General features: G+C 35.1%; 29 protein-coding genes. 4 read left to right on the top strand and 25 right to left on the bottom strand.

The genetic code is table 11. The annotated features are described in order from the left end of the window. Window positions 1–93: 93 nt before the first annotated feature. The 10 genes from moaA to B9N79_RS02215 all read right to left on the bottom strand — a co-directional run bounded on the left by moaA (window position 94) and on the right by B9N79_RS02215 (window position 6,149). Window positions 94–1,098 (bottom strand): GTP 3',8-cyclase MoaA, encoded by a 1,005-nt coding sequence (gene moaA, locus B9N79_RS02260; protein ID WP_040056783.1) that lies wholly within the window; start codon window positions 1,096–1,098, stop codon window positions 94–96. A gap of 163 nt (window positions 1,099–1,261) precedes the next feature. Continuing rightward, the gene (locus B9N79_RS02255) at window positions 1,262–1,447 is read right to left on the bottom strand and encodes a YqzE family protein (RefSeq protein ID WP_019391505.1); all 186 of its coding nucleotides are present in this window, start codon (window positions 1,445–1,447) and stop codon (window positions 1,262–1,264) included. A 220-nt stretch (window positions 1,448–1,667) separates the two neighbouring features. Then, window positions 1,668–2,063: a competence type IV pilus minor pilin ComGG gene (gene comGG, locus B9N79_RS02250; protein WP_085117697.1), complete on the bottom strand. Its 396-nt coding sequence runs from the start codon at window positions 2,061–2,063 to the stop codon at window positions 1,668–1,670. After that, the gene (gene comGF, locus B9N79_RS02245; RefSeq protein WP_019391503.1) at window positions 2,060–2,488 is read right to left on the bottom strand and encodes a competence type IV pilus minor pilin ComGF; all 429 of its coding nucleotides are present in this window, start codon (window positions 2,486–2,488) and stop codon (window positions 2,060–2,062) included. Before comGF ends, comGG begins: the two co-directional genes overlap by 4 nt. Next, the gene (locus B9N79_RS02240; RefSeq protein ID WP_019391502.1) at window positions 2,485–2,799 is read right to left on the bottom strand and encodes a type II secretion system protein; all 315 of its coding nucleotides are present in this window, start codon (window positions 2,797–2,799) and stop codon (window positions 2,485–2,487) included. The genes comGF and B9N79_RS02240 overlap by 4 nt, the downstream gene beginning before the upstream one ends. Further along, window positions 2,789–3,244: a competence type IV pilus minor pilin ComGD gene (gene comGD, locus B9N79_RS02235; RefSeq protein ID WP_139814827.1), complete on the bottom strand. Its 456-nt coding sequence runs from the start codon at window positions 3,242–3,244 to the stop codon at window positions 2,789–2,791. The genes B9N79_RS02240 and comGD overlap by 11 nt, the downstream gene beginning before the upstream one ends. Beyond that, entirely contained in the window at window positions 3,225–3,530 is a 306-nt protein-coding gene (gene comGC / locus B9N79_RS02230) for a competence type IV pilus major pilin ComGC (protein WP_040056787.1), read from the bottom strand. The genes comGD and comGC overlap by 20 nt, the downstream gene beginning before the upstream one ends. Window positions 3,531–3,544: 14 nt before the next feature. Further along, the gene (comGB, locus tag B9N79_RS02225) at window positions 3,545–4,585 is read right to left on the bottom strand and encodes a competence type IV pilus assembly protein ComGB (protein ID WP_040056788.1); all 1,041 of its coding nucleotides are present in this window, start codon (window positions 4,583–4,585) and stop codon (window positions 3,545–3,547) included. Next, window positions 4,578–5,645, bottom strand: a complete 1,068-nt coding sequence (comGA, locus tag B9N79_RS02220) for a competence type IV pilus ATPase ComGA (RefSeq protein WP_231573087.1) — start codon at window positions 5,643–5,645, stop codon at window positions 4,578–4,580. The genes comGB and comGA overlap by 8 nt, the downstream gene beginning before the upstream one ends. 123 nt (window positions 5,646–5,768) lie before the next feature. Then, on the bottom strand, window positions 5,769–6,149 hold the full coding sequence (locus tag B9N79_RS02215) for a Spx/MgsR family RNA polymerase-binding regulatory protein (protein WP_040056790.1): 381 nt from the start codon (window positions 6,147–6,149) through the stop codon (window positions 5,769–5,771). A gap of 191 nt (window positions 6,150–6,340) precedes the next feature. Between B9N79_RS02215 and B9N79_RS02210 the strand changes: the two genes are divergently transcribed. Continuing rightward, entirely contained in the window at window positions 6,341–7,045 is a 705-nt protein-coding gene (locus B9N79_RS02210) for a helix-turn-helix transcriptional regulator (RefSeq protein ID WP_048896876.1), read from the top strand. A gap of 92 nt (window positions 7,046–7,137) precedes the next feature. Further along, the gene (locus B9N79_RS02205) at window positions 7,138–7,374 is read left to right on the top strand and encodes a DUF2626 domain-containing protein (RefSeq protein ID WP_019391495.1); all 237 of its coding nucleotides are present in this window, start codon (window positions 7,138–7,140) and stop codon (window positions 7,372–7,374) included. 60 nt (window positions 7,375–7,434) lie between these two features. On the opposite strand, the gene B9N79_RS02200 is transcribed toward B9N79_RS02205, so the two are convergent. Then, window positions 7,435–8,070, bottom strand: coding sequence for an MBL fold metallo-hydrolase (locus B9N79_RS02200; RefSeq protein ID WP_026009482.1), 636 nt, complete (start codon window positions 8,068–8,070; stop codon window positions 7,435–7,437). 158 nt (window positions 8,071–8,228) lie between these two features. On the opposite strand from B9N79_RS02200, the gene B9N79_RS02195 reads away from it, so the two are divergent. Continuing rightward, window positions 8,229–8,402 carry a DUF2759 domain-containing protein gene (locus B9N79_RS02195; protein ID WP_019391493.1) on the top strand — a complete coding sequence of 58 codons (174 nt, stop codon included), beginning with the start codon at window positions 8,229–8,231 and terminating at the stop codon, window positions 8,400–8,402. A gap of 55 nt (window positions 8,403–8,457) precedes the next feature. Here the strand turns inward: B9N79_RS02195 and B9N79_RS02190 are convergent, their stop codons facing one another. Then, window positions 8,458–9,534, bottom strand: coding sequence for a YqgU-like beta propeller domain-containing protein (locus B9N79_RS02190; protein WP_040056791.1), 1,077 nt, complete (start codon window positions 9,532–9,534; stop codon window positions 8,458–8,460). Between the two features lie 550 nt (window positions 9,535–10,084). On the opposite strand from B9N79_RS02190, the gene B9N79_RS02185 reads away from it, so the two are divergent. Beyond that, entirely contained in the window at window positions 10,085–10,276 is a 192-nt protein-coding gene (locus B9N79_RS02185) for a BCCT family transporter (protein ID WP_272542054.1), read from the top strand. Window positions 10,277–10,328: 52 nt separating this feature from the next. On the opposite strand, the gene B9N79_RS02180 is transcribed toward B9N79_RS02185, so the two are convergent. From B9N79_RS02180 to pstB, 13 genes are all read right to left on the bottom strand, one after another. Further along, window positions 10,329–11,222, bottom strand: a complete 894-nt coding sequence (locus B9N79_RS02180; RefSeq protein WP_040056792.1) for a M14 family metallopeptidase — start codon at window positions 11,220–11,222, stop codon at window positions 10,329–10,331. Window positions 11,223–11,379: 157 nt separating this feature from the next. Further along, window positions 11,380–12,351 carry an ROK family glucokinase gene (locus B9N79_RS02175; RefSeq protein WP_019391490.1) on the bottom strand — a complete coding sequence of 324 codons (972 nt, stop codon included), beginning with the start codon at window positions 12,349–12,351 and terminating at the stop codon, window positions 11,380–11,382. A gap of 6 nt (window positions 12,352–12,357) precedes the next feature. After that, a complete protein-coding gene (locus tag B9N79_RS02170; protein ID WP_019391489.1) occupies window positions 12,358–12,558 on the bottom strand; it encodes a YqgQ family protein in 201 nt (66 codons plus the stop codon). Window positions 12,559–12,724: 166 nt separating this feature from the next. Continuing rightward, window positions 12,725–13,882: a rhomboid family intramembrane serine protease gene (locus B9N79_RS26705; protein WP_048896877.1), complete on the bottom strand. Its 1,158-nt coding sequence runs from the start codon at window positions 13,880–13,882 to the stop codon at window positions 12,725–12,727. A gap of 101 nt (window positions 13,883–13,983) precedes the next feature. After that, window positions 13,984–14,163 (bottom strand): hypothetical protein, encoded by a 180-nt coding sequence (locus B9N79_RS02160; RefSeq protein WP_019391487.1) that lies wholly within the window; start codon window positions 14,161–14,163, stop codon window positions 13,984–13,986. A gap of 61 nt (window positions 14,164–14,224) precedes the next feature. Next, window positions 14,225–15,022, bottom strand: coding sequence for a DUF92 domain-containing protein (locus B9N79_RS02155; protein ID WP_040056793.1), 798 nt, complete (start codon window positions 15,020–15,022; stop codon window positions 14,225–14,227). After that, window positions 15,015–15,578: a 5-formyltetrahydrofolate cyclo-ligase gene (locus B9N79_RS02150; protein ID WP_048896878.1), complete on the bottom strand. Its 564-nt coding sequence runs from the start codon at window positions 15,576–15,578 to the stop codon at window positions 15,015–15,017. The genes B9N79_RS02155 and B9N79_RS02150 overlap by 8 nt, the downstream gene beginning before the upstream one ends. A gap of 91 nt (window positions 15,579–15,669) precedes the next feature. Then, a complete protein-coding gene (gene rpmG / locus B9N79_RS02145; protein WP_019391484.1) occupies window positions 15,670–15,819 on the bottom strand; it encodes a 50S ribosomal protein L33 in 150 nt (49 codons plus the stop codon). Between the two features lie 49 nt (window positions 15,820–15,868). Further along, window positions 15,869–16,507, bottom strand: a complete 639-nt coding sequence (locus tag B9N79_RS02140; RefSeq protein WP_040056795.1) for a hypothetical protein — start codon at window positions 16,505–16,507, stop codon at window positions 15,869–15,871. Window positions 16,508–16,974: 467 nt separating this feature from the next. After that, window positions 16,975–17,943, bottom strand: a complete 969-nt coding sequence (locus B9N79_RS02135; RefSeq protein WP_082023543.1) for a methyl-accepting chemotaxis protein — start codon at window positions 17,941–17,943, stop codon at window positions 16,975–16,977. After that, a complete protein-coding gene (locus tag B9N79_RS02130; protein ID WP_040056797.1) occupies window positions 17,894–18,151 on the bottom strand; it encodes a hypothetical protein in 258 nt (85 codons plus the stop codon). Before B9N79_RS02130 ends, B9N79_RS02135 begins: the two co-directional genes overlap by 50 nt. Window positions 18,152–18,382: 231 nt before the next feature. Beyond that, complete coding sequence (phoU, locus tag B9N79_RS02125; protein ID WP_046217856.1) at window positions 18,383–19,033, bottom strand: phosphate signaling complex protein PhoU; 651 nt, start codon at window positions 19,031–19,033, stop codon at window positions 18,383–18,385. Window positions 19,034–19,068: 35 nt separating this feature from the next. After that, on the bottom strand, window positions 19,069–19,842 hold the full coding sequence (gene pstB / locus B9N79_RS02120; RefSeq protein ID WP_046217857.1) for a phosphate ABC transporter ATP-binding protein PstB: 774 nt from the start codon (window positions 19,840–19,842) through the stop codon (window positions 19,069–19,071). Window positions 19,843–19,850: the final 8 nt, after the last annotated feature.

The following is a 19,850-nucleotide window of genomic DNA, read 5'->3' as shown; positions in this document are numbered from 1 at the left end:
ATATCTTTTGCTATGAATTTAACCTTTCCTATACAAGATACTTCTCGATAGATTCTCTCACTTCAAAAAAATAGTGCATTAAATATGCACTATTTACCCACCAATATAAGACATCTCAATTGGCTCACGCTTATCTTTTAAGTTTGCTCGATCTTCTGAATACCGATCATCACGCATCTCCCACACAGAAGAAATATATTCAAAAAGCTCTTCATCCGACTTACCGCTTCTTAATTTCTCTCTTAAATCCGTTCCTTTTGAAGCAAACAAACAGGTATAAAGCTGCCCGCTTGCAGATACTCTTGCCCTTGTACAGGAGCCACAAAATGTGTCTGAAACAGAACTAATAAAACCAACTTCTCCTGTTTTATCGCTGTACTTATAGCGCTTTGCAACTTCCCCAAAATAGGCTTCTTTTACAGGAATCAGCGAAAATTCGCTTTGTAGTTCTGTTAGAATATCCTTTTTCGTCATTACATCCCTCATATCCCAGCCATTTGTTGATCCAACATCCATATATTCAATGAATCGAAGCGTTACTCCTAATCTCTTAAAATAGCGAGCCATAGGCAGGATTTGATTGTCATTTACACCTTTTTGGACAACCATATTAATTTTCACATAGAGACCTGCTTCTCTAGCAGCATTAATTCCTTTTAAAACGGGAGAAATTCCAACACCCTTTCCATTCATATAACGAAATACATCGTCTTCAATGGCATCCAAACTAATGTTAACACGCTGTACCCCTGCTCCTCGCAAGTCTTGAGCAAGCTTTGGAAGAAACACGCCATTTGTTGTTACAGCAATATCTTCAATCCTTGTTTTTTCCCCAATTCTTTCTATTAAAGAAGGTAGTCCTTTTCTAAGTAATGGCTCTCCACCTGTAATGCGTATTTTCTCCACTCCTAACCGAGAAAACAACACGCTTAAGCGTACGAGCTCATCATCTGTGAGAAGTTCTTCCTTCTGTAAAAACGTATAATTCTCATTAAAAATATGGGCTGGCATACAATAGTGACAGCGAAAATTACATTGATCAATAACAGAAAGGCGCAAATCTCTTAGCGGTCGTTTAAATTGATCTTGTACAGCCATAAGCCTTAATCCCCCTTACATATACATCCGTTCATGTGTGACTCTCTCTATATATAAATTGATAGAATATTCTTACTCGTTATGCGTTAAAGTAGTTTTTACTTTAACACACTTAAAAAGGATTGTATATAAAAGCATCCTACAGAGCAGGATGCTTATTATGCTATTTATTTTTTTGACGACGCTTCATCATAATTAGCGCATACGGTAAAACACCAAACCAGCGAACTGCAAACGGTTGGCGCTCTTGCTTTTTTTGCTGACGCTGTTTTTTCCGATCGTCTTTTGGCTTATCCATGTATTGAACAATTTCTTGTGTCATAAACTTAACATAATCATTCACTGACACGTTGTCCACCTTCTTTCAGTACGTAGCATGCCCTTTTTTAATGGATTTTAATCATGGAAGAAAAGGATAGAGAATAGAAAATGGAGTAAACTATAATATGCACAATTAATTTTAGCAGAGTAATGCTAATTTTACGCTTTGCTTATCTGTTGTACTTCATCATCCCTTAAGTTTTATTAACGATAAAACTAACTTCATTTTCGTTTTCCATAGCCAAGCTTTAAAAAGAAAGGGATGCCCCTTCTTGATATTGGATGATTTTATGAGAGGCTACATCCATAACAACCCATACCTTTGCATTTCCGCTATTCTCCCCTTTACACACAAGCTCTACTTTTGCTTCCGTTGCACTTAAAGGAATAATCGTAATCTCGACACTTCCGTTTTTGGTTTCAACCCATGATGCCTCCTCCTTTTTTAATGAATCATTAACATACTTTTTTGCTTCAAATAGACCGTGATTAATCAAATATTGAAGCTGATATCTTCCTTTCGTTTCATAAAAACTTCGCGATTCTACAATGTAAAGCGCACTATAATGAGTAAGAAGAAACAGGACAAGAAAAGATAGAAGAAGAGTGATTGGCAACACAAATCCCCATTCATTTTTCCTCATAGCCCTTCTCCATATAAGGGAATAACAGCTTCGTAAACTTTTCCTTTTAATGACTCAACTGCAATTGTAATGGTTTTGGGAGAATGCGCTGAAAAAGAAAGGGACTGGATATTGCGAAGAGCAATCTCATGACCTAATCCATTTACTCTTCGTCTAATGAGAGGACCATATTTTTCATATTGCACAACAATATTTTGACCTGAAGGCGACAATTGTAACAATGATTTATAGATAGAAACTTCTTCTGCTTCACGAAGTTCAATAGACGTTTGAGCAATAAATGTATCCCACTCTGCTTGTGTAAAAGTATCATAAGAACTTTCCGTTTCAATAACTGATAAGAGAAGTGGAAAAGATGCTAAAAGAAGAACTGAGATGGCAAAGCAAAAGATGGTTTCAAGCAGTGTAAATCCATTTCTTTTCACGGAAATAGCACCTCACAAACCTTTTTTTCTTTCCCATTAAATGTGTACCAAGAAACACATCCTCTCTTACCACCTTGGACATTTTGAAAAGTAAACTTGAAGTTTGTTGTAGATGAAGAGTGGTGATGAGAATTATATGTTTGATACAGAAGCTCATTATATAATGCGGTTCTCGCCATGTATTCACGTTCTAAATTTGCACGCTGTTGTTTTAAATGAATATAAAACGGGAGAATAGAAAGTGTGAGAAGAAGAAAAATTGAAAAGGCGATAACTGCTTCCACCATAACAAAACCTTTTTCATACTTCATTAATATACATCCTGCCTCTCCCAAGTAGAAATACCACTGCATATACTTTCTTTTGAAAAGTAACATGAAGAGTACCAGGTCTACTAATATTTCCAGTTGTAGCAAATGTAATTGGTGGCCTCAGTGTTTTGAAGGAGATGTTAACGTCTTTATGATAAAAAGTTTGAGAAATGACTTTGCCTTGAGCGGTTATTTGATATTTGTGATCTTCAGGGGAAAATTTAATGGCTGTTGGTGTTTGACGATGAATAGCAAGCTGTTGTGCATAGAGAACATCTTTTTGAAATCTGTCAAAAAACGCTTGCTCATTATAAGTCTTGATAAGATGGTGAAACGAAAAAACAAAAATGACAATCACAATGTGAAGCATTAATAATACAATAACTGTTTCAAGGAGCGTGAATCCTCTTTCAATCTTTTTGTTCTTATCCCCCACTAACTTCACTTGCTTTTCCATCAGCATTTATTGTAATTTCTGTTCCGTTAGGACATTTAGCTTCCTTCAAATATCCTCCTTCAATAAGTTCATTCATCGTTGGTTTCTTTCCTTTTTCAATTTCATATACTTGGGCTTGGGCTTCAACAGTATTAAGAAAAGCCTCACACCCTTTATTTCGGATTGCTTTATTATGACTAACAATATTCGGAATCATAATAAGAAGTAAAACCGTAATAACTAGCATCACAATAAGCATTTCAATTAAGGTAAAGCCTTTTTCATTCCTTATCATGTACTTTTACCTCCTTATAAACTGGACATTGCTTGAAACATAGGAATCATAATCGCCAAATATAAACAAAGAACGGTTAACCCGATTAGAGAAAACAAAAGAGGTTGTAAAATGCTAATTATTTTTGTTATTTTCCCTTCTAATTTCTCAATCACAAGTGCACTATAGTCACAAAGCTCCTGTGCTAAGTTACCATTTGACTGGCCATGCGAAATGATTTGCGACAATTCTAATTCATAATACGAAACTTCTGCAATAATTTCTGGAAGTCGTCTTCCTCTTGTTAGAGCAAGCTTCAATCGTTTTCCTTCTCCTTGAAAAAATGGTGAATGTTTTTGCCTACAAAATGCTTGTAAACTTTCGTTAATAGACAACCCTCCTTTCAAAAGATTGCCTAAATGAGCTGATAAGGAGTAAGAACAAAAACCTTTATAAAGAGGTCCAAAGATTGGCAAGCATGATAAAAACCTTACCCTCTGAGCTGGAGATAATCTTTTTAAATATGCTCTACAGTAAAAGAGGATACCTATCATTATGATGATAAAAGTTAGGAAAAGGAGTGGAAAATGATTTGCTAGAAAGAAAAAGGTAAGAAGGAAAAAAGAAGGTTTCTCATTCATGGAGCTGTAAAGTGAAGAAAATTGAGGAATTAATACGAATGACATTGTCATAAATAAGCCAATTAAGAACAAAAATAATAAAAGGGGATATTGAATAACTTTGCGAATTTTAATAAGCTGCTGTGCTTTTTCATTTGTAAGTCGTCCACTTTCTTTTAAAGCAAAACTAATGTCCCCATGCTGTTCTGCAAAATAAAGGTAAACAAGCGCTTCTTTATTGAGCTCGTAGAACTGGAATGCTTCATGAAGAGGACGGCCCTTTTTCAAAGCTGTTAAGCAACTTCTAATTTCAGTTCCAAGCTTTTTATCTCCTTGAAGTCTAAGAAATTCTAGTGCTTGAGACATCGTATAGCCTTTTTCTAATAAACTCGCTAGCCTTGTTAATAGCTGAGCCTGTTCACGCAACGGCTTCTTTTGTTTTGTTTTTTTACTCATATGCTTTCCAGCTTTCCAATATTGATGGATAAAGGTATCCAAAAGTAACGCCTCGACACACCATATCTTTGAGTTTTGGATATGAATAGACTTTTTGCTTTCCGTTCGCCTCTTGGAGAACTTCCTTTAGTACTTTTCCGTATAAAAATTCATAGATGCCTGCCTGTCTTTGTTTTCGCATTATTTTGCAAAGCGGCACACACTTTTCCTCACAATACGGACAGCGAATTTGAACGAGGCGCTGTGCTACTACCCCAATAAGTGTTTGATATACTTCCTGATATGGAACCCCAAATTCCAGCAATCTGTATATAGCTCCTTTTGTATCTCGCGTATGCATTGTCGTAAGTACTAGATGCCCTGTCAAAGCAGCGCGAACTGCAATTTTTGCTGTTTCATCATCTCGAATTTCTCCGACCATAATAATATCAGGATCATGCCTTAAAATTGCACGCAGTCCTTTTTCATATGTGATGCCCGCCCGTTCATTTACTTGAACTTGCAAAACACCGTCGTATTGCTTCTCTACGGGATCTTCAAGAGTAATGATATTTCGATTAATGAGGGTTTTAGCTTGCTGGAGAAGTGTATATAATGTAGTCGTTTTACCCGAACCTGTTGGACCAGTGAAAATTAACAATCCATGAGAATGTTGTAAAAGGGCAAGAAGTTTTCTTGTGGAATGGGGGAAAAGTGAAAGAAAATGAGTAGATGTCATGTTATCTTGAGGGAGCACGCGAATAACGAGGCTTTCATCAAAAACAGTAGGTAATGTTGAAAGTCGAAGATAAACACGTTGGTTTTCTACTTGCATCATAAGAGAGCCACTTTGAGGCTTTCTTTTCTCACCAATATCCATACCTCCTAAAAATTTAAAATGAGCAAGTAACCGTTGAAATATCTCTCTTTTCAAAACCACATGTTGAAAAAGCTCTTGATCTAGCCTGAGCTGGATAAGAGCATCAAGTTCACGAGGAATAAGGTGAATATCTGATACTCTGTGCAAGCAAGCTTTTTCAACTAAACTTTCAGCAAGCTTTTCAATTGAGGAAAGCAAAATTTCTGTCACACCTTTCTATCATTTTTGTACAAACAGAAATTTCGCCACGTTTTTCAAAATTCCTTCTTTATTTTTTATTTTTCTACAAAAAACTGCCCAGTCATAACTTAACAAAAAAGATTTCTATGCTGAAAGAACTTTTTTGGCTTTCTTTTTCACAAGATTTTTAAGTGCTGACTCATTATAGCCAATTACCAGCTTTTGCCCATCTGTTAAAATTGGTCTTCTTAGCAATCTTGGATGTTCAATCAGCAAATCTACAGCTTCTGATAGTGAAAGTTCTTCAATATTGATATCTAACTTCTTAAATTCTTGACTGCGTTTCGCTAAAATTTCATCAATTCCGTCTGTTGTTAAACGCAGAAGGTTAATGAGCTCCTCATATGTAGGTGTTTCACGAAAGAGATGACGTTCGCTAAAAAGAACTCCTTCTCCTTTTAGCCATTTTTTTGTTTTACGACAAGACGTACAGCTTGGGTATGTGTAGAAACGAATGTTTTCCATTGTAATTCTCTCCCTTTATTATATTTATTCTCTTATCTATTTGTATAATATTGGCATAACGCATAGTTACCTTGTTTTAAGCCTTTTTTAAGGCTGTTTTAAAAGAGTTTTAATTTACTATATTGCATATTCCAAAAATAGGACAAATGAACTATAATGTAGCTATCTTTTGAATTAGGAGGTTGATTTCAATGGAGGAAGTATTAAAACTATCGAGCATTCTCGGTGATCCAACACGTTTTAATATTTATAATCACTTAAAAACAACTGAGATGCCTATTACCGCTCAAGAAGTTTCCGAGAAATTTCATATTCACCCCAATGTAGCCAGAAGCCATCTCACAAAACTTGAGGATAGCAATCTCATAATCTCAGAAGCTCATAAAACCGGAAAAGGAGGACGTCCCCGTCTTCTGTATAAGCTTTCTGATCATCTTACCCAGCTTACATTCTCCTATGATGTTTATCAGCTTCTTTCTAATTTACTTCTCTGTACAATATCTACATTTGGAGAAGAAGGAAAAGAAGCTCTTTACAAAACCGCTATTAAAATGGGGATAGCCTATATTAAAGATTATTACCATCAAAACGCTACTTCTAAACCTATAAAATACGGAAAAGATAAAATTTTTCTTATAAAAGAAGCTGCCGAAAAGATTGGTATGCGCTTGTCTATTCAAGGCTCACCTGATTATAGCTCCATTTCTCTGCATATTTCGCGTTGTCCCTTTCAAACCATTGTTCCTCAAAATGAAGAATTAACGCGCTGCATTCATCGTTCTTTCGTCCAAGGAATGATATATTACTTTTTTAAAAATGCTACTTTTTCAGACTCTAATAAAACAGTTGGTTTAGAAGCAGGTATTTGTACATATAGTGTAGAAAAGCTTTTTTAGTGATTAACTTAAACCTCATTTACTTTTTCCTGATTTTCACATTATAATAAAAAAGAAAAGGTTTTATAGTGAGCCAAAGGGGAGGGATACGTATGGATCGTATGTATCGAGTTCTTGGCTTTTGGACGGGACTTTTCGCAGTTATGTTCTATCTCGGCCATATGCCAACAACGTCACTGTTGTTTCTAGGTCAAACAGGCTTTTTTGTGCTATTAAGCTATTTAAAACTTTCAGAGCGAATGTACATCTATGTTTTTGGAGCGTATCTAACCGTTTTCTTTGCTGGATTCACATATTGGACGACATTTATGATGACTCCTGGAGGATAATCAGATAGCGCTTCCAAATTAAAAATAAAAAGCAGTGCTATTGTTAGCACTGCTTTTTATTTACATGAAGCCATTCAGAAATGGGTTGTTGTCCATTTCTCTTTCAATTGTGGTTTCTTCACCATGACCTGATAAAACAAGCATTGTTTCTCCTAGAGTAAGCATTTTTTTATGAATGCTCTCTAGCAGCTCTTCGTGATTTCCACCTGGCAAATCAGTTCTTCCAATGCTACCAGCAAATAGAACGTCACCTGAGATAACAAAATCATCTTCTTTGAAAACATAAGAGACACTTCCTGGCGTGTGCCCTGGGGTCTCAAGCACAGAAAATGAGAAGCTGCCAATCGTTTTCTCTCCCTCTACATCCCAAAAGTTTGTTGCTTCTTTAGCTGTAACAGGACCTAATGGGAAAGAAGCAGAAGCATTTTTTGATGGGTCTCCAAGCCAATCTTTCTCTTTTTTGTGGAGATAAACAGGCACATCAAAGCGATCTCTTACTTCATCAAGGGCTCCAATATGATCAAAATGAGCATGAGTTAATAAAATAGCTTGTGGTTTTAAACCTTTTTCTTTAATAAGTGCCATAATTTTGTGGCCTTCTGCACTTGGATCAAAAATTAGACATTCTTTTTTCTCGTTTGCTACAACATAGCAGTTCGTTCCAACAGGACCTAGTGACCTTTTATAATGCTTCAACATTTCCTTTAACACCTCTTATTTTCAGATTTTTTACCTCGACAAATATTTAGAAAAGCTATAAAATAAACTTAAGTGTGTACACTATTTATGGTACATCGGATATTTTAACCTAGCAAGTGAATAGTATTAAGTAACTGGGGAAAAGGGGGAAATCAATGGGTACAGTTATTATTTTTGGTCTAGTTGCACTTTTAGCGATATTTGGCACGATTTCAGCGCTTAAAAACAAAAACTTTTTAGGATTTGGTTTTGCTTTAGCGACTTTTGCTGTATTCGGATTTTTTACAGTTATGACAATCATCGGAAATGGTTATCCAGGCGGACATTAACATACACAAAAAGGGCTTTTGAGTAATATTACTCAAAAGCCCTTTTTACATGCTATTATTTTATCAATGATTTAGTTTCCCCTGTCCTTAAATCCACTATTTTCTTTCCATTCAAACCAAGTAAAGCATATTTACCGTCTGGAGAAACCCTTATTGGCTTCTCTTCCGTTAACAACGCAATTTTGTTTTCTTGCCCCGTTTCTAATGAAAAGCCTGTAAGCGTAAATTCCTCATTGTAAGAAGCTTTATTTGTACTGTACTTTGGCTTATATGTATAAAACACATGTTGATGAGAATCCCATCCATAGTACGGTACACTCCATCCAGAGTAATCTGAAAGAAGAGGAACTTGAAATTCCCTCACCTTTTGCTTTTTCATATCATAAAAAGTATAAATTCCATATCCTTCTTGATTCCGATCGTAATGCAGGACAAGTAAATATTTTTGGTCATTCGAAAACATAAGGCCTTTTTTTGATAGGTCATTCTTTTTATTTGTTTCAATGTTTTCTTTCACGAGGGGCGCTTCATTGTTCATTAAATCCTTGTTATCCAAATAAGCAATATTTGTTTTACTCACCCATTGAACAAATGGCTGATCTGTAGAAAGGTGTTTCTTCTCCCCCGTCTCAATATTAAGAGCGTAAACATCAAAGCTCCAATCTTTTGAAAACGTTGTAACAACGATGCGATTTTCATCAAAGGAATTCCAATTATATTCAACTTCATAAGCTGGAAACGAAAACCTTTTTTGCAACTCTCCTTTTCTATTTAAAAAAGAAAGTTCAATTTTCTCTTCTGATAAAGAAGTTTGCAAGAGAAACATTTTACTATCAGGACTTCTCTTTATTGACATCACTTGATTGCTCGTTTTAAAAAAAGAAGAGCTCTTTCCTGAGTATAAATTATACCGATTCACTTCATATTTCTTGTCTTTTTTATCTATAACTAAAACATGATGCTTATCATACCAATCTCCAATTGCTGTAGAATCTTGTGTATGAAGAGACTTAATATCATCAATTGTATGATTCTCTTTGGTTCCTTCTCTAATTTTCGAGTTAGGTTGATGAGCTTGACACCCTGTTAGGACTACAAAAATCAACAATAAAACAAACACATTCTTCCTCATCAACTCACCCACTTTTTCTCAAACTTATTCTATTCTAACTTGAATTATCCTACGTGTAATGGGTGATTTCAACTATATTTTAAAAATCAAAAATGTTAAATTATCTCTTTTAATATTTTAGAATAGATATTTCTGCTTTTACAGTTAATAATGCCCATATATTTATACTGCGTGCATTTTTAAAAAATATTTTTCGATAAGATAATATCCCTTTTTCACCTTTTTAGAGCCCAATTACTACATTCAATTTCAACAAAAAATGTATCTTCCATTTATAATTTTTACATTCCTTAAATTATTCTTCATAAATTCTTTTACATAACTTTTTTGTATCTAAATAACACAGTTTATAACTTTTTTCGAAAAAAGTTCATCTCTTCACCCCCCCTTTAATACCATTTTCTAAAAACTGAATAAAGGAAGGGGCAACAATAGATATGTTGTATTAATTTATTATATTACATTGGCAGATACATCTAGTTTCGTACTAGGTATGTTAAGTGAGCGAGGAAACTTGGATCCACCTGTTAAAATTAAAGTAACATGAGGAATTGTTCAAGCTGCATCAGCAGCAGTTCTGCTTTTAGCTGGTGGGGAAAATGCTCTAAATGTTCTCCAAACGGCTTCGCTCGTTTCAGCCTTTCCATTTATTTTTGTTCTACTCTTTATGTGCTGGGCACTTATTAAAGCATTGCGAGAAGAACTTGAAGAAGAGAAAGCAATTAAGAAAAAAGCAAGCTAATCAGCTTGTAAAAGCAAGAGGATCGCTTAAATATAAGCGGATCCTTTTTATTTTATCCTTTGGTATCAAAAGCTAACTGAGCTACTAAGATTTTAGAACATCTATCATAAATAGAAGGAAGATGTGAAATAGGAAGTGGATTAATGCCCTTGCCAAGTTCAATTGTAAAACCTGGTCTTCTATACTCATGAATAAACCAATCTTTAAACCCTGCATGGCTGTCAATCATCTGAACTGATTTGTAATTACTTACTCTTGCAAACTCATCCGCCATTTTTTTCGAGATTTTTGGTTCTTTGTTCATATAGCCCCAATAAAATTCTTCTCCTTGTGTATGTAGGGAAAGAACGGAATCAAAGTTTTCCTTCTCTGTTAAAGTATATAGTACTCTTACTTCAGGTTCTGTAAGCGGCACATCACCAGGATAATCACGTGGTGCAGCTCGCTTGGCTTCCTTACGCTCTTTTTCAATTTCCCAATTTGCTGGGAATTGATTATTCAGGTCTATTCCCCTAATATTAGCTTTCCAGTGATGAAACTCCATACTTCCTTCATTTATAAACAGCACTTTTTCCCTTTCTATATCGGCACATTTAACTCCATGCAAAACGAGGTTAACTCCATCTGGATTAATCATCGGAAAAGCAGAAAGTGTTGTCTCTTTAAAAAGTTCTCTTGCTTTCTTGTTTTCAATTTCTCCATCACAATCAATCTTTTGACAATAGTGAAACAAAAAGAGTATAAGGCTATTTGTTGTAATCCATTCATTCGCGTGCATAGAGGCATTCATATGGACCTTTCGTGCTCCTTCTCCTATTGTTATATGATATAAATCTTGTCCTAACACGCTCTGCCCAATAACCTCTATGTTGACGAAAGAGTATAGGTTGTTTAATGCATATAAAGCCTCCTCTAAGCGTCTTGAATCACAAGGTGTATTCCACATGTTATCCCCCCTCTTCTCGTTCATTTTATTATAGAAGTAGCTTCTTTATGTTGAAGAACTGTTAAGAGATATTCAACATACTAAAAAAGCTTAGAAAATAAAAGAGTGTATAATAACACTCTTTTACTTTCTAAGCTCTGTGTCCAAGTCTAATTTTTTATACGTGCTGTGGCAGCTTTGTTTTAACAAGCCATGCCCCGCCAATTACACCTGCATCGTTACCTAACGTTGCAATTGTAATTTCTGCTCCTTTTGCAACACGAGGAAACGCAAATTGATTAAATCTGTCTTTAATAGCCTGAAGTAAAATATCGCCGGCACGAGAAACGCCTCCACCGAGAACAATTTTTTCAGGATTTAATCCATTTGCAGTATTGGCTAGCGCTAAACCAAGGTGAAACGCTACTTCTTCAATTACTGCCTTTGCCACTTCATCGCCTTCACGAGCACAGTCAAATACTTCTTTGGATGTTAAAGTCCCATCTTCATAAAAACGTTGCATTGTCGTGTTTCCGTTTTCAGCGATCTTTTCTTTAGCAAGACGTACAATTCCTGTTGCTGAGGCTACTGTTTCTAAACATCCTGTTTTTCCACAGTTACATGGAGCCCCACCTTCAGGTACAGAAGTAATATGTCCAATCTCACCAGCAGCCCCATTTACTCCACGTACAATGTCGCCATGTGCAATAATGCCGCCGCCAACCCCTGTTCCAAGTGTAACGCAAAGAAGATCTTTTGCTCCCTCACCAGCGCCTTTCCACATCTCACCAATTGCTGCAATATTTGCATCATTGTCTACAAATACAGGAAGACCTGTTTCAACTTCAAGTAAGTCTTTCAAAGGGAATTTATTCCACCCTAAATTAACGGCAACATCTACAGAACCATTTGTTTCCTTTACAGGTCCTGGTGCTCCGATGCCAATTCCCATAATTTTAGCTTTTATTTCCCCACACTTTTCAAGCTGTTCATCAATTGATTTGGCAATATCTGTTGGGATATTATGCCCTTGATTGCTTTTATCAGTCGGAATTTCCCATTTGTAAATGATTTCTCCATATTGATTAACGAAGGCTAACTTTACTGTCGTTCCTCCTAAATCAACCCCAATCAGCCATTTCTCTTCCATAAGATCTCATCCTTTTTCTGTTCTTTGTTCACGTCTATGGCGAATTAAAAGAAGTGCTTCAGTTAACTGACGATATTCAATCAAACCGGACCTTGCAAGCTCTCTTAACTCTTCTTCCATAAGGTCAAGGTCAGCTTGTTGGCTTCCTGTATAAATGATAGTTCCAAATCTTTTTAAAAGCTGCTGCACATCGTATAACGTTTTCATTTATTCACCTATTAATTAATAAATTCTCCTATATTACTGTAACGAGAATCACTATAGTCGTCAAGGTTTCTCCCTCGTGAATTACTGTAAATTCTTTCAATAGGTATGAACATACTTTCTCTTTTAAAAGCTATAATCCTTTCAATATACCTATTAAATCTTACTGCTAACCCTTATAATTATATCCATAAACTAAACTGCTGCCAATCCCAATTATTAAAATTACAATATACAGTAAAGAAGCTAATTTACTCTGATTTTTAGGAAGTTGAACAGCACCTGCTGCAACAAATCCTCCAATAAGTCCGCCCAAATGTCCCGCATTATCAATACCAGGTACAACGAAGCCAAACACAATATTAAATAGAACGAGCATGATGACGTTTGTTCCTAACGTATCAAAAAAGATTTTCGGGCTTTTATACCCAAAAAACAAAAGAGCACCAAAACAGCCAAAAATAGCACCAGAGGCTCCGGCTGAAATGGTTGGACTGAATAAAAAGCTTCCTATCGTTCCAGATACTCCAGCTATAAGATAAATTAATAGAAAACGACCGCTTCCATATATTCGCTCAACAACTGTACCAACATAATACAGAGCAATACTGTTCATTAAGAGATGCAAAAAGCCAATGTGGAGAAAAATAGGGGTAATGAGCCTCCACCATTCTCCCTCTAAAAGAAGCTCATTATGCTTAGCTCCATATTTAACGAGCGTTTCTACATTCTGACTTCCTCCGTTAAATTCAAGCCAAAAAAAGAAGAGAATCTGTATAAATAGGAAAATGGAAGAAAAAATGGGCTTTCCATAAAAGAACGTTCTTTGAATGGTCTTTTCCCGCTCTCGCTCAATACTTTGTATTTTTTGTTTCACACCTTCTATAAATTTTAAAGCGCTTTCCTCATCTACAAGCGGTGAAAATGTTTTTTCGAAAACCCATTCATCCTCTTCTATTACATCGGCTGGAGAAAAAAGATTTCCAGTTATGTTTTCTTTTGTAATTGTGCTAAAAACATAGTAAAAGTCAAAAAAAGGATTTACATCTGATATATATAAATATGTCCATTTTGCTTTTTTGGACAAGCGATAAACTGTTGAATTTCGTAAAGCTTCTTCCTCTTTTTCTATATCTTCTTTAAGATCTCTCGTCCAAATTAAATCTTTTTTAACAAGCCTAATATAGCTATCCTGTTCAATATTTTTAAAGTATAAATTTTGTTTAGAATCGGAAGCGTAGATCAGTTTGTAGTTCTGTTCTTCTATAAGAAAGTGTGCGATTTGAAAGTATAGAAAATCTTGCTTTAAGACTGCTATCTTTTTCACCACCCTGAACTCTTTTTTTTAACATCGCAAAATCCAGTAAAAAAAGCAAGTTTTTACATTCCATCCATATAAAAAAAGGAAGAAACTGTGTTCCTTCCTTCTTAATACTTAAAAAGCTGCGACATCATCTTACCGCGGATATAAGGGAAAGTAAAAGCCGTTCTTACAGCTAAGCTGCGACCTACTCTATTTCTTAACAGCATGTTTAACAATTGATAACGTGACTGATAAACAATTGAAATAAGTAAAGTCATAATGAAAAACTTTAATAAACGTTTCATATATTCTAACCTCCTCTTCTTACTTTCCCACGAACAATGCTGATTATTCTTCCCTTTCTTATTAAACTTGTATATAAGGGAAAGCAAGAAAAGCGAGAAGTGCTCCAATGAAGACAGCTGTTACGTTAACTGTATCATTATTAAAAAAGGTAATGCCTTTAATTTTCTTTGTTTTCATGTAACAATGCTTTGTTTTCTCAGTATGAATACCACAATCCCTACATTTGTATTCTACTTGGATGGTTGCTCCGAGAACAGTATCGGCTATATTTCCTAAAAAACCAAAAATGGCAATAAACAAAAGAGCTGTCACCTTTTCCTCCCAAAAGATAGTGAAGAAAAGACCAATTAACAAAGCTCCGCTAAATGCGGCAAAGGTTCCAAGCAATGAAATAGCTCCTGATGTTCCTGCTTCTACTTTTCTTAATGATAAAATATAACGTGGCTTTTTTTTACTAAGTGTCCCAATTTCTGATGCCCACGTATCCGAATTGGCTGCTGCAATACTTACAGCAAATAAGAAAGTGAGCATTTCTTTGTGAGTAGGATCGAAAAGCAAAAAAAGACTAACTAAAGCTGGAACTCCTCCATTTGCAAACACCTGTATAATATCTCTACTGCTTGATTTTTCTAGTTTTTCTTCAACAGGTTCTTTTCGCTTTTGAAATAAAAAACTCACACATGAAGAAGTAATAAAGAAAACACCAAGTAAAGCAAGACCTTTCACTCCTGTCCCAGCATAGATGCTGCTTCCTATTAAAAAGGCTCCAAATGCTCCTGATTTTGTAAGCGCCTTTACTTTATATCCGGCATATGATGCGACAATAATAAGAAGGAAGAAAAGAAGATGCTCATTCACAAATCAACACCTCTTGGTTTGTAATGATTTTACCAACGGGAATATCATGAGGTTCAATTGGCACAAAGTCAGCAATTTGAATATCAAAGGCAATTGATATTTTCTTCCCTGGATAGTTTTGCAAATAACGGTCATAATATCCTCCACCAAAGCCTACTCTATAACCATTTTTCGCAAAAATTACTCCTGGCACAAAGATCACATCAAGTTCTTCTTTTGATATTTTTTCAGCTGTAGTAAGTGGTTCTTCAATGCCAAACTGAACAGTCTCAAGCTCATTGAAAGATGATAGATGATAGAACTCCATGTGGTGTGTCTGAGGAAAACATTTAGGAACGGCAACTCTTTTTCCCTCACCCCATGCTTTTTTAATAATATCTCTTGTTTCAACTTCAAATGGAAGTGCAAGTGTAATTCCAATTGTTCTTGCTTCTTTCCATTCTCTTGTATTTTCAACTCTTGATAAGATCTCTTTATTCATCTCTTTCCGCTCTAACAAAGATAATTCTTTTAAGTTCTTCTTCATTAGATTTCTTTTAACCTTTTTCTCCTCCATCATTTTATCCCCTTATTATGTAATGTTCTTATCTATCTTTTAAAAGAGTTCTCTTTAAACAAAAAACAGCAGGAATAAAATTCCTACTGTTTTACTTAGTCTCACGATGTAATGTTACTTTTTTAAGTCTTGGGCTATATTTTTTAAGCTCAAGGCGATCTGGATTGTTACGTTTATTTTTAGTAGTGATGTAGTTACGGTCACCAGTTTCAGTGCAAGCTAAAGTTACTTGTACACGCATGATGTTATCCCTCCAAACATGATTTCGTTAATCAGACTATAATATAATATCATCTTTCGAATGAAAATTCCAGTCTGTTTTTTATAAGCTTTCTATTAGCACTAACCCCGTTTTCTTCATTTATTGCGTTAATCTTCCATATATCAGCGGAAGTATGCTCATATGGAAGAAGAAAGCTCTCTAAAGTAAACGCACTCACAATATTTCGAGATGCAAGAGGTTGATGTTTTAATGCCCCTTTACGGATATTTCCCCAAAGATGACGCTCTTCATTTATTTGATCTGCTGAAGTTACAGTATACTGCTTTATTCCTTTTTCATCAATTTTTCCATTAATAAAAACAAGCCCTTCTTCAATATGATAAGAAAGAAGATGATCTTTCGGCCTGTAGTAAGCAAGCTTTGCTAAAGGCTTTGTTTGCTCATACTGTACATATAACTTAATTTCTTTACTTCTATTATTTAAGTTCTCTAAAGAAATTCTGTGTCCATCAATAAGGCAAGACTTATGCTCGTCTTGAAAAGCAAAGGATTTGTACTGGACACAATTTTGAATGTGATATTCTTTTTCGGACATTTCAATCCATGAAAATTCTCCATCAATCCACATTCCAATTCTTAGTTGAAAAAATGCTGCTGAATCATTGAAATTATCCATACACTTCTCGTTTGTATACAATGTATCCATTTTCGCACCCTCTATCTGTTTTATTGTACCGAACACAATTGATATGTGAACTTATTAAAAGATTTGTAAATTTACTGTCGGCTAAACGGTTTCTATTAAATCTTTCTGTTGAAGATTGTTTATAGGCATTAGCACTTTTATTTTTCTAAAAATTCAGTTAATTGTAAAGAACATTGTAAACTTATATTACCTATAAGAAAACAATGTTCCTTTCACATGTGCGCACTGAAAGGAACAGTCTATCTAGAGACATTAGAACTTCTACTTCCTCATTCTTTTACGCTCAAGAGATTTTAAAACATAACAATAGTTAAAATTTTCTTACCTTTATTTTACCATCATTGGATTACCACTACAATGAACAGAATTTGTCGATTCTATATTCTTTATACTTTTATCTATTTTAAAATGTTTCAATCCCCCACTGCCATGAGATTTTCTGTATGACGATTTTAGAAAGAATCATACTATTCTTCTTTTTTATCTTTCATTAGATTAAACTTTTCGACAAGAAAAGCTAAGTCATCAGCATTATTTGATAAGTTTTCAATCCTTTTTAATATAGTTTCAATTTCACTGTCCTGAACTTGGACAGATTGTAACGTCTGGGACGTTCGATTTGTCATTTTATCCGAGCTTAGTGCAACTTGGTCAAAAGTACTTTTAACATGGACATTTTGCTCTTTTAGATGATAGATAGAACGCGAAATCTTTTCAATAGTTATAATACCTTTTTCCATTCTCTCGTTAATATGTTGAAATCCTTGTCCTGTTGCTTCAATAAGGGTTGTTCCTTTTTCAACCGTTTCATAGCCAAATTCTAGCCCCTGTAAAACATCCTTTGCTTTAGTTTGAATTTCAGTTGTAATTCCTGTTATATCTCCTAATGCACTTTCAATTTGCTGTGATAGTTTTCTCACTTCTTCAGCTACGACGCTAAACCCTTTTCCATACTCTCCTGCTCGAGCTGCTTCAATCGCCGCATTTAAGGCAAGCAGGTTTGTTTGCTCTGCAATTTCTTTAATGAAATCAGTAAGTTGAGTAATTTGCTCTGAGCTTTTATCTAGAGATTGGATTTCTTTGTAACAAAGTTGAACAATATTATAGATAGAAGACATTTCTTGAACAGAATCCTCCATGGATTTATTCCCTTTATTCGTAATATCTCTTATGTATTGAAAGGCAAGAACAAGATGTTCTACTTCCTTGGTAGCGGAATCCATCTCTTCGCTAAATGCTTGCATCGTCTCCATTACTCGGGCTGCCGAGAAAGCTTGTATATTGGCTCCCTCTGAAAGGTCTTGAAATGTTGCGGATATTTCTTCACTGCCGCTTCTTACTTCTTGTATAGATGTTAAGAAACGGTCACTTTCATAATGAATGTTTTTAGAAACAGCATGAATAGAAGTTACACCAGTCCTCCAATTTTCTGCCATTTGATTTGAAGAATGAATGAGAACGGTAAAGCTTTAAATCCTCCTCTTTTAAAAATGTAATATAATCAGCAATGTTAATATCTTTAGAACGAATAAGAGATCCTATTTCTGTAATATGAACAGCCCGCTCATTTTTCTCTGTAGCACTTTGAAAAGTTTGCAGTGTTGTATTCAGAAAAAACATAGCTGTGAAAATAGAAACAATCATAAAACAAAACATCATTAAAAAAATACTATAAAACTTCTTGCTAATCGGTACACTTCCAGACGGATTTAAAAATCCATACTTTTTTACTATCTACGCTTATAAATCCCTTTCAAATCTTGATGATTACCTATGTAATCATCATAACTTATCACTAAGGGTACATGACCAATTACCTAATTCTTAACAAAAACTTTACAACAAAAAGCGACAGCTATTAGCCGTCGCTCTTTGTCAATTTAACTCATACATTTTTCCTGTAACAAGATAAACAATATTTTCACAAATATTTGTAATATGATCTCCAATTCGTTCAATATGACGACAAACAAATTGAAGCTGCGTTAGCTGATGAATATCCTGTTGATGGGTCGTCATAAGTATTGTAAGCTCATCAACAAGATTGCCATAGTACGCATCAACGAGATCATCCTTCTCTGCTACATCTTTAGCGAGCCTTACATCTTCTGCGTCAAAAGCTTTGAAAGAAGAAAGAAGCATCTCTTGTACAACTTCAGCCATCTTTGGAATTTCCTCAATTGGCTTCACAAGTTGCTTATCTCCTATCCTCAAACTAATACGAGCAATATTCTCAGACAAATCTCCAATCCTCTCGAGGTCTGAGGAAACTTTAATAGCTATAACAATACGACGTAAATCAGAAGCAACAGGAGATTGCTTTGCTAAAAGCTGGATTGCATCATTATTAATTTCATATTCTAACTCATCAATTTTTGGAGCTTCTTCAATTACTTTTCTAGCAAGGTTTTCGTCTTGTTGTTGTAATGAGGAAACAGCCATTTTAAGGCTGTGTTGCGCTTGTTCAACCATATAGAACAGTTTCTCTCTCAAACTGTCTAATTCTACGTCAAACATCTTTCGCATGATTCATGTCTCCTCCCCTGATACGAAATTATAACTTACCCGAAGCGTCCTGTGATGTAGTCCTCTGTGCGTTGATCTGTAGGATTAGAAAAAACTTGTTCTGTATCATTAATTTCTACAAGCTCTCCCATTAGGAAGAAGGCAGTCTTATCAGAAACACGTGCTGCTTGCTGCATGTTATGAGTTACCATTACAATTGTGTACTGCTTTTTAAGTTCTAATACAAGCTCTTCAATCTTTAGTGTAGAAATAGGATCAAGAGCAGATGTAGGCTCATCCATCAATACAACTTCAGGTTTTGTAGCTAACGCTCTTGCAATACATAAACGTTGCTGCTGTCCTCCTGATAAACCTAGTGCTGGAGCTTTCAAACGGTCTTTTACTTCGTCCCAAAGCGCTACATCTTTTAAACTTTTTTCTACAATTTCATCTAATACTTGCTTCTTCTTTGTTCCATGAACTCTTGGTCCATAAGCAACATTGTCATAAATAGATTGTGGAAATGGATTACCTTTTTGAAATACCATTCCTACATTTTTACGAAGCTCTACTAAATCGACTTTAGAGTTTAAAATGTTTTGGTTATTATAATTAATTTCACCCGACATTTTTACGCCTGGCACTGTTTTATTCATAAGATTAAGTGTCTTAATAAACGTTGACTTTCCACATCCTGAAGGTCCGATAATAGCCGTCACTTCATGATCATAAATTGAGAAATTTAAATTTTTTAATGCATGGTGTTCTCCATACCATAGATTTAAATCGTTCATATTAAATACTGTTTTCGTTGTTGCGACAGCAGACATATTCTCGC

The organism is Priestia filamentosa (genome assembly GCF_900177535.1).
GTDB classification, from domain to species: Bacteria; Bacillota; Bacilli; order Bacillales; family Bacillaceae_H; genus Bacillus_I; species Bacillus_I filamentosa.
Note: the sequence above shows the minus strand (reverse complement) of the source record. Positions and strands in the feature narration are given on the sequence as shown.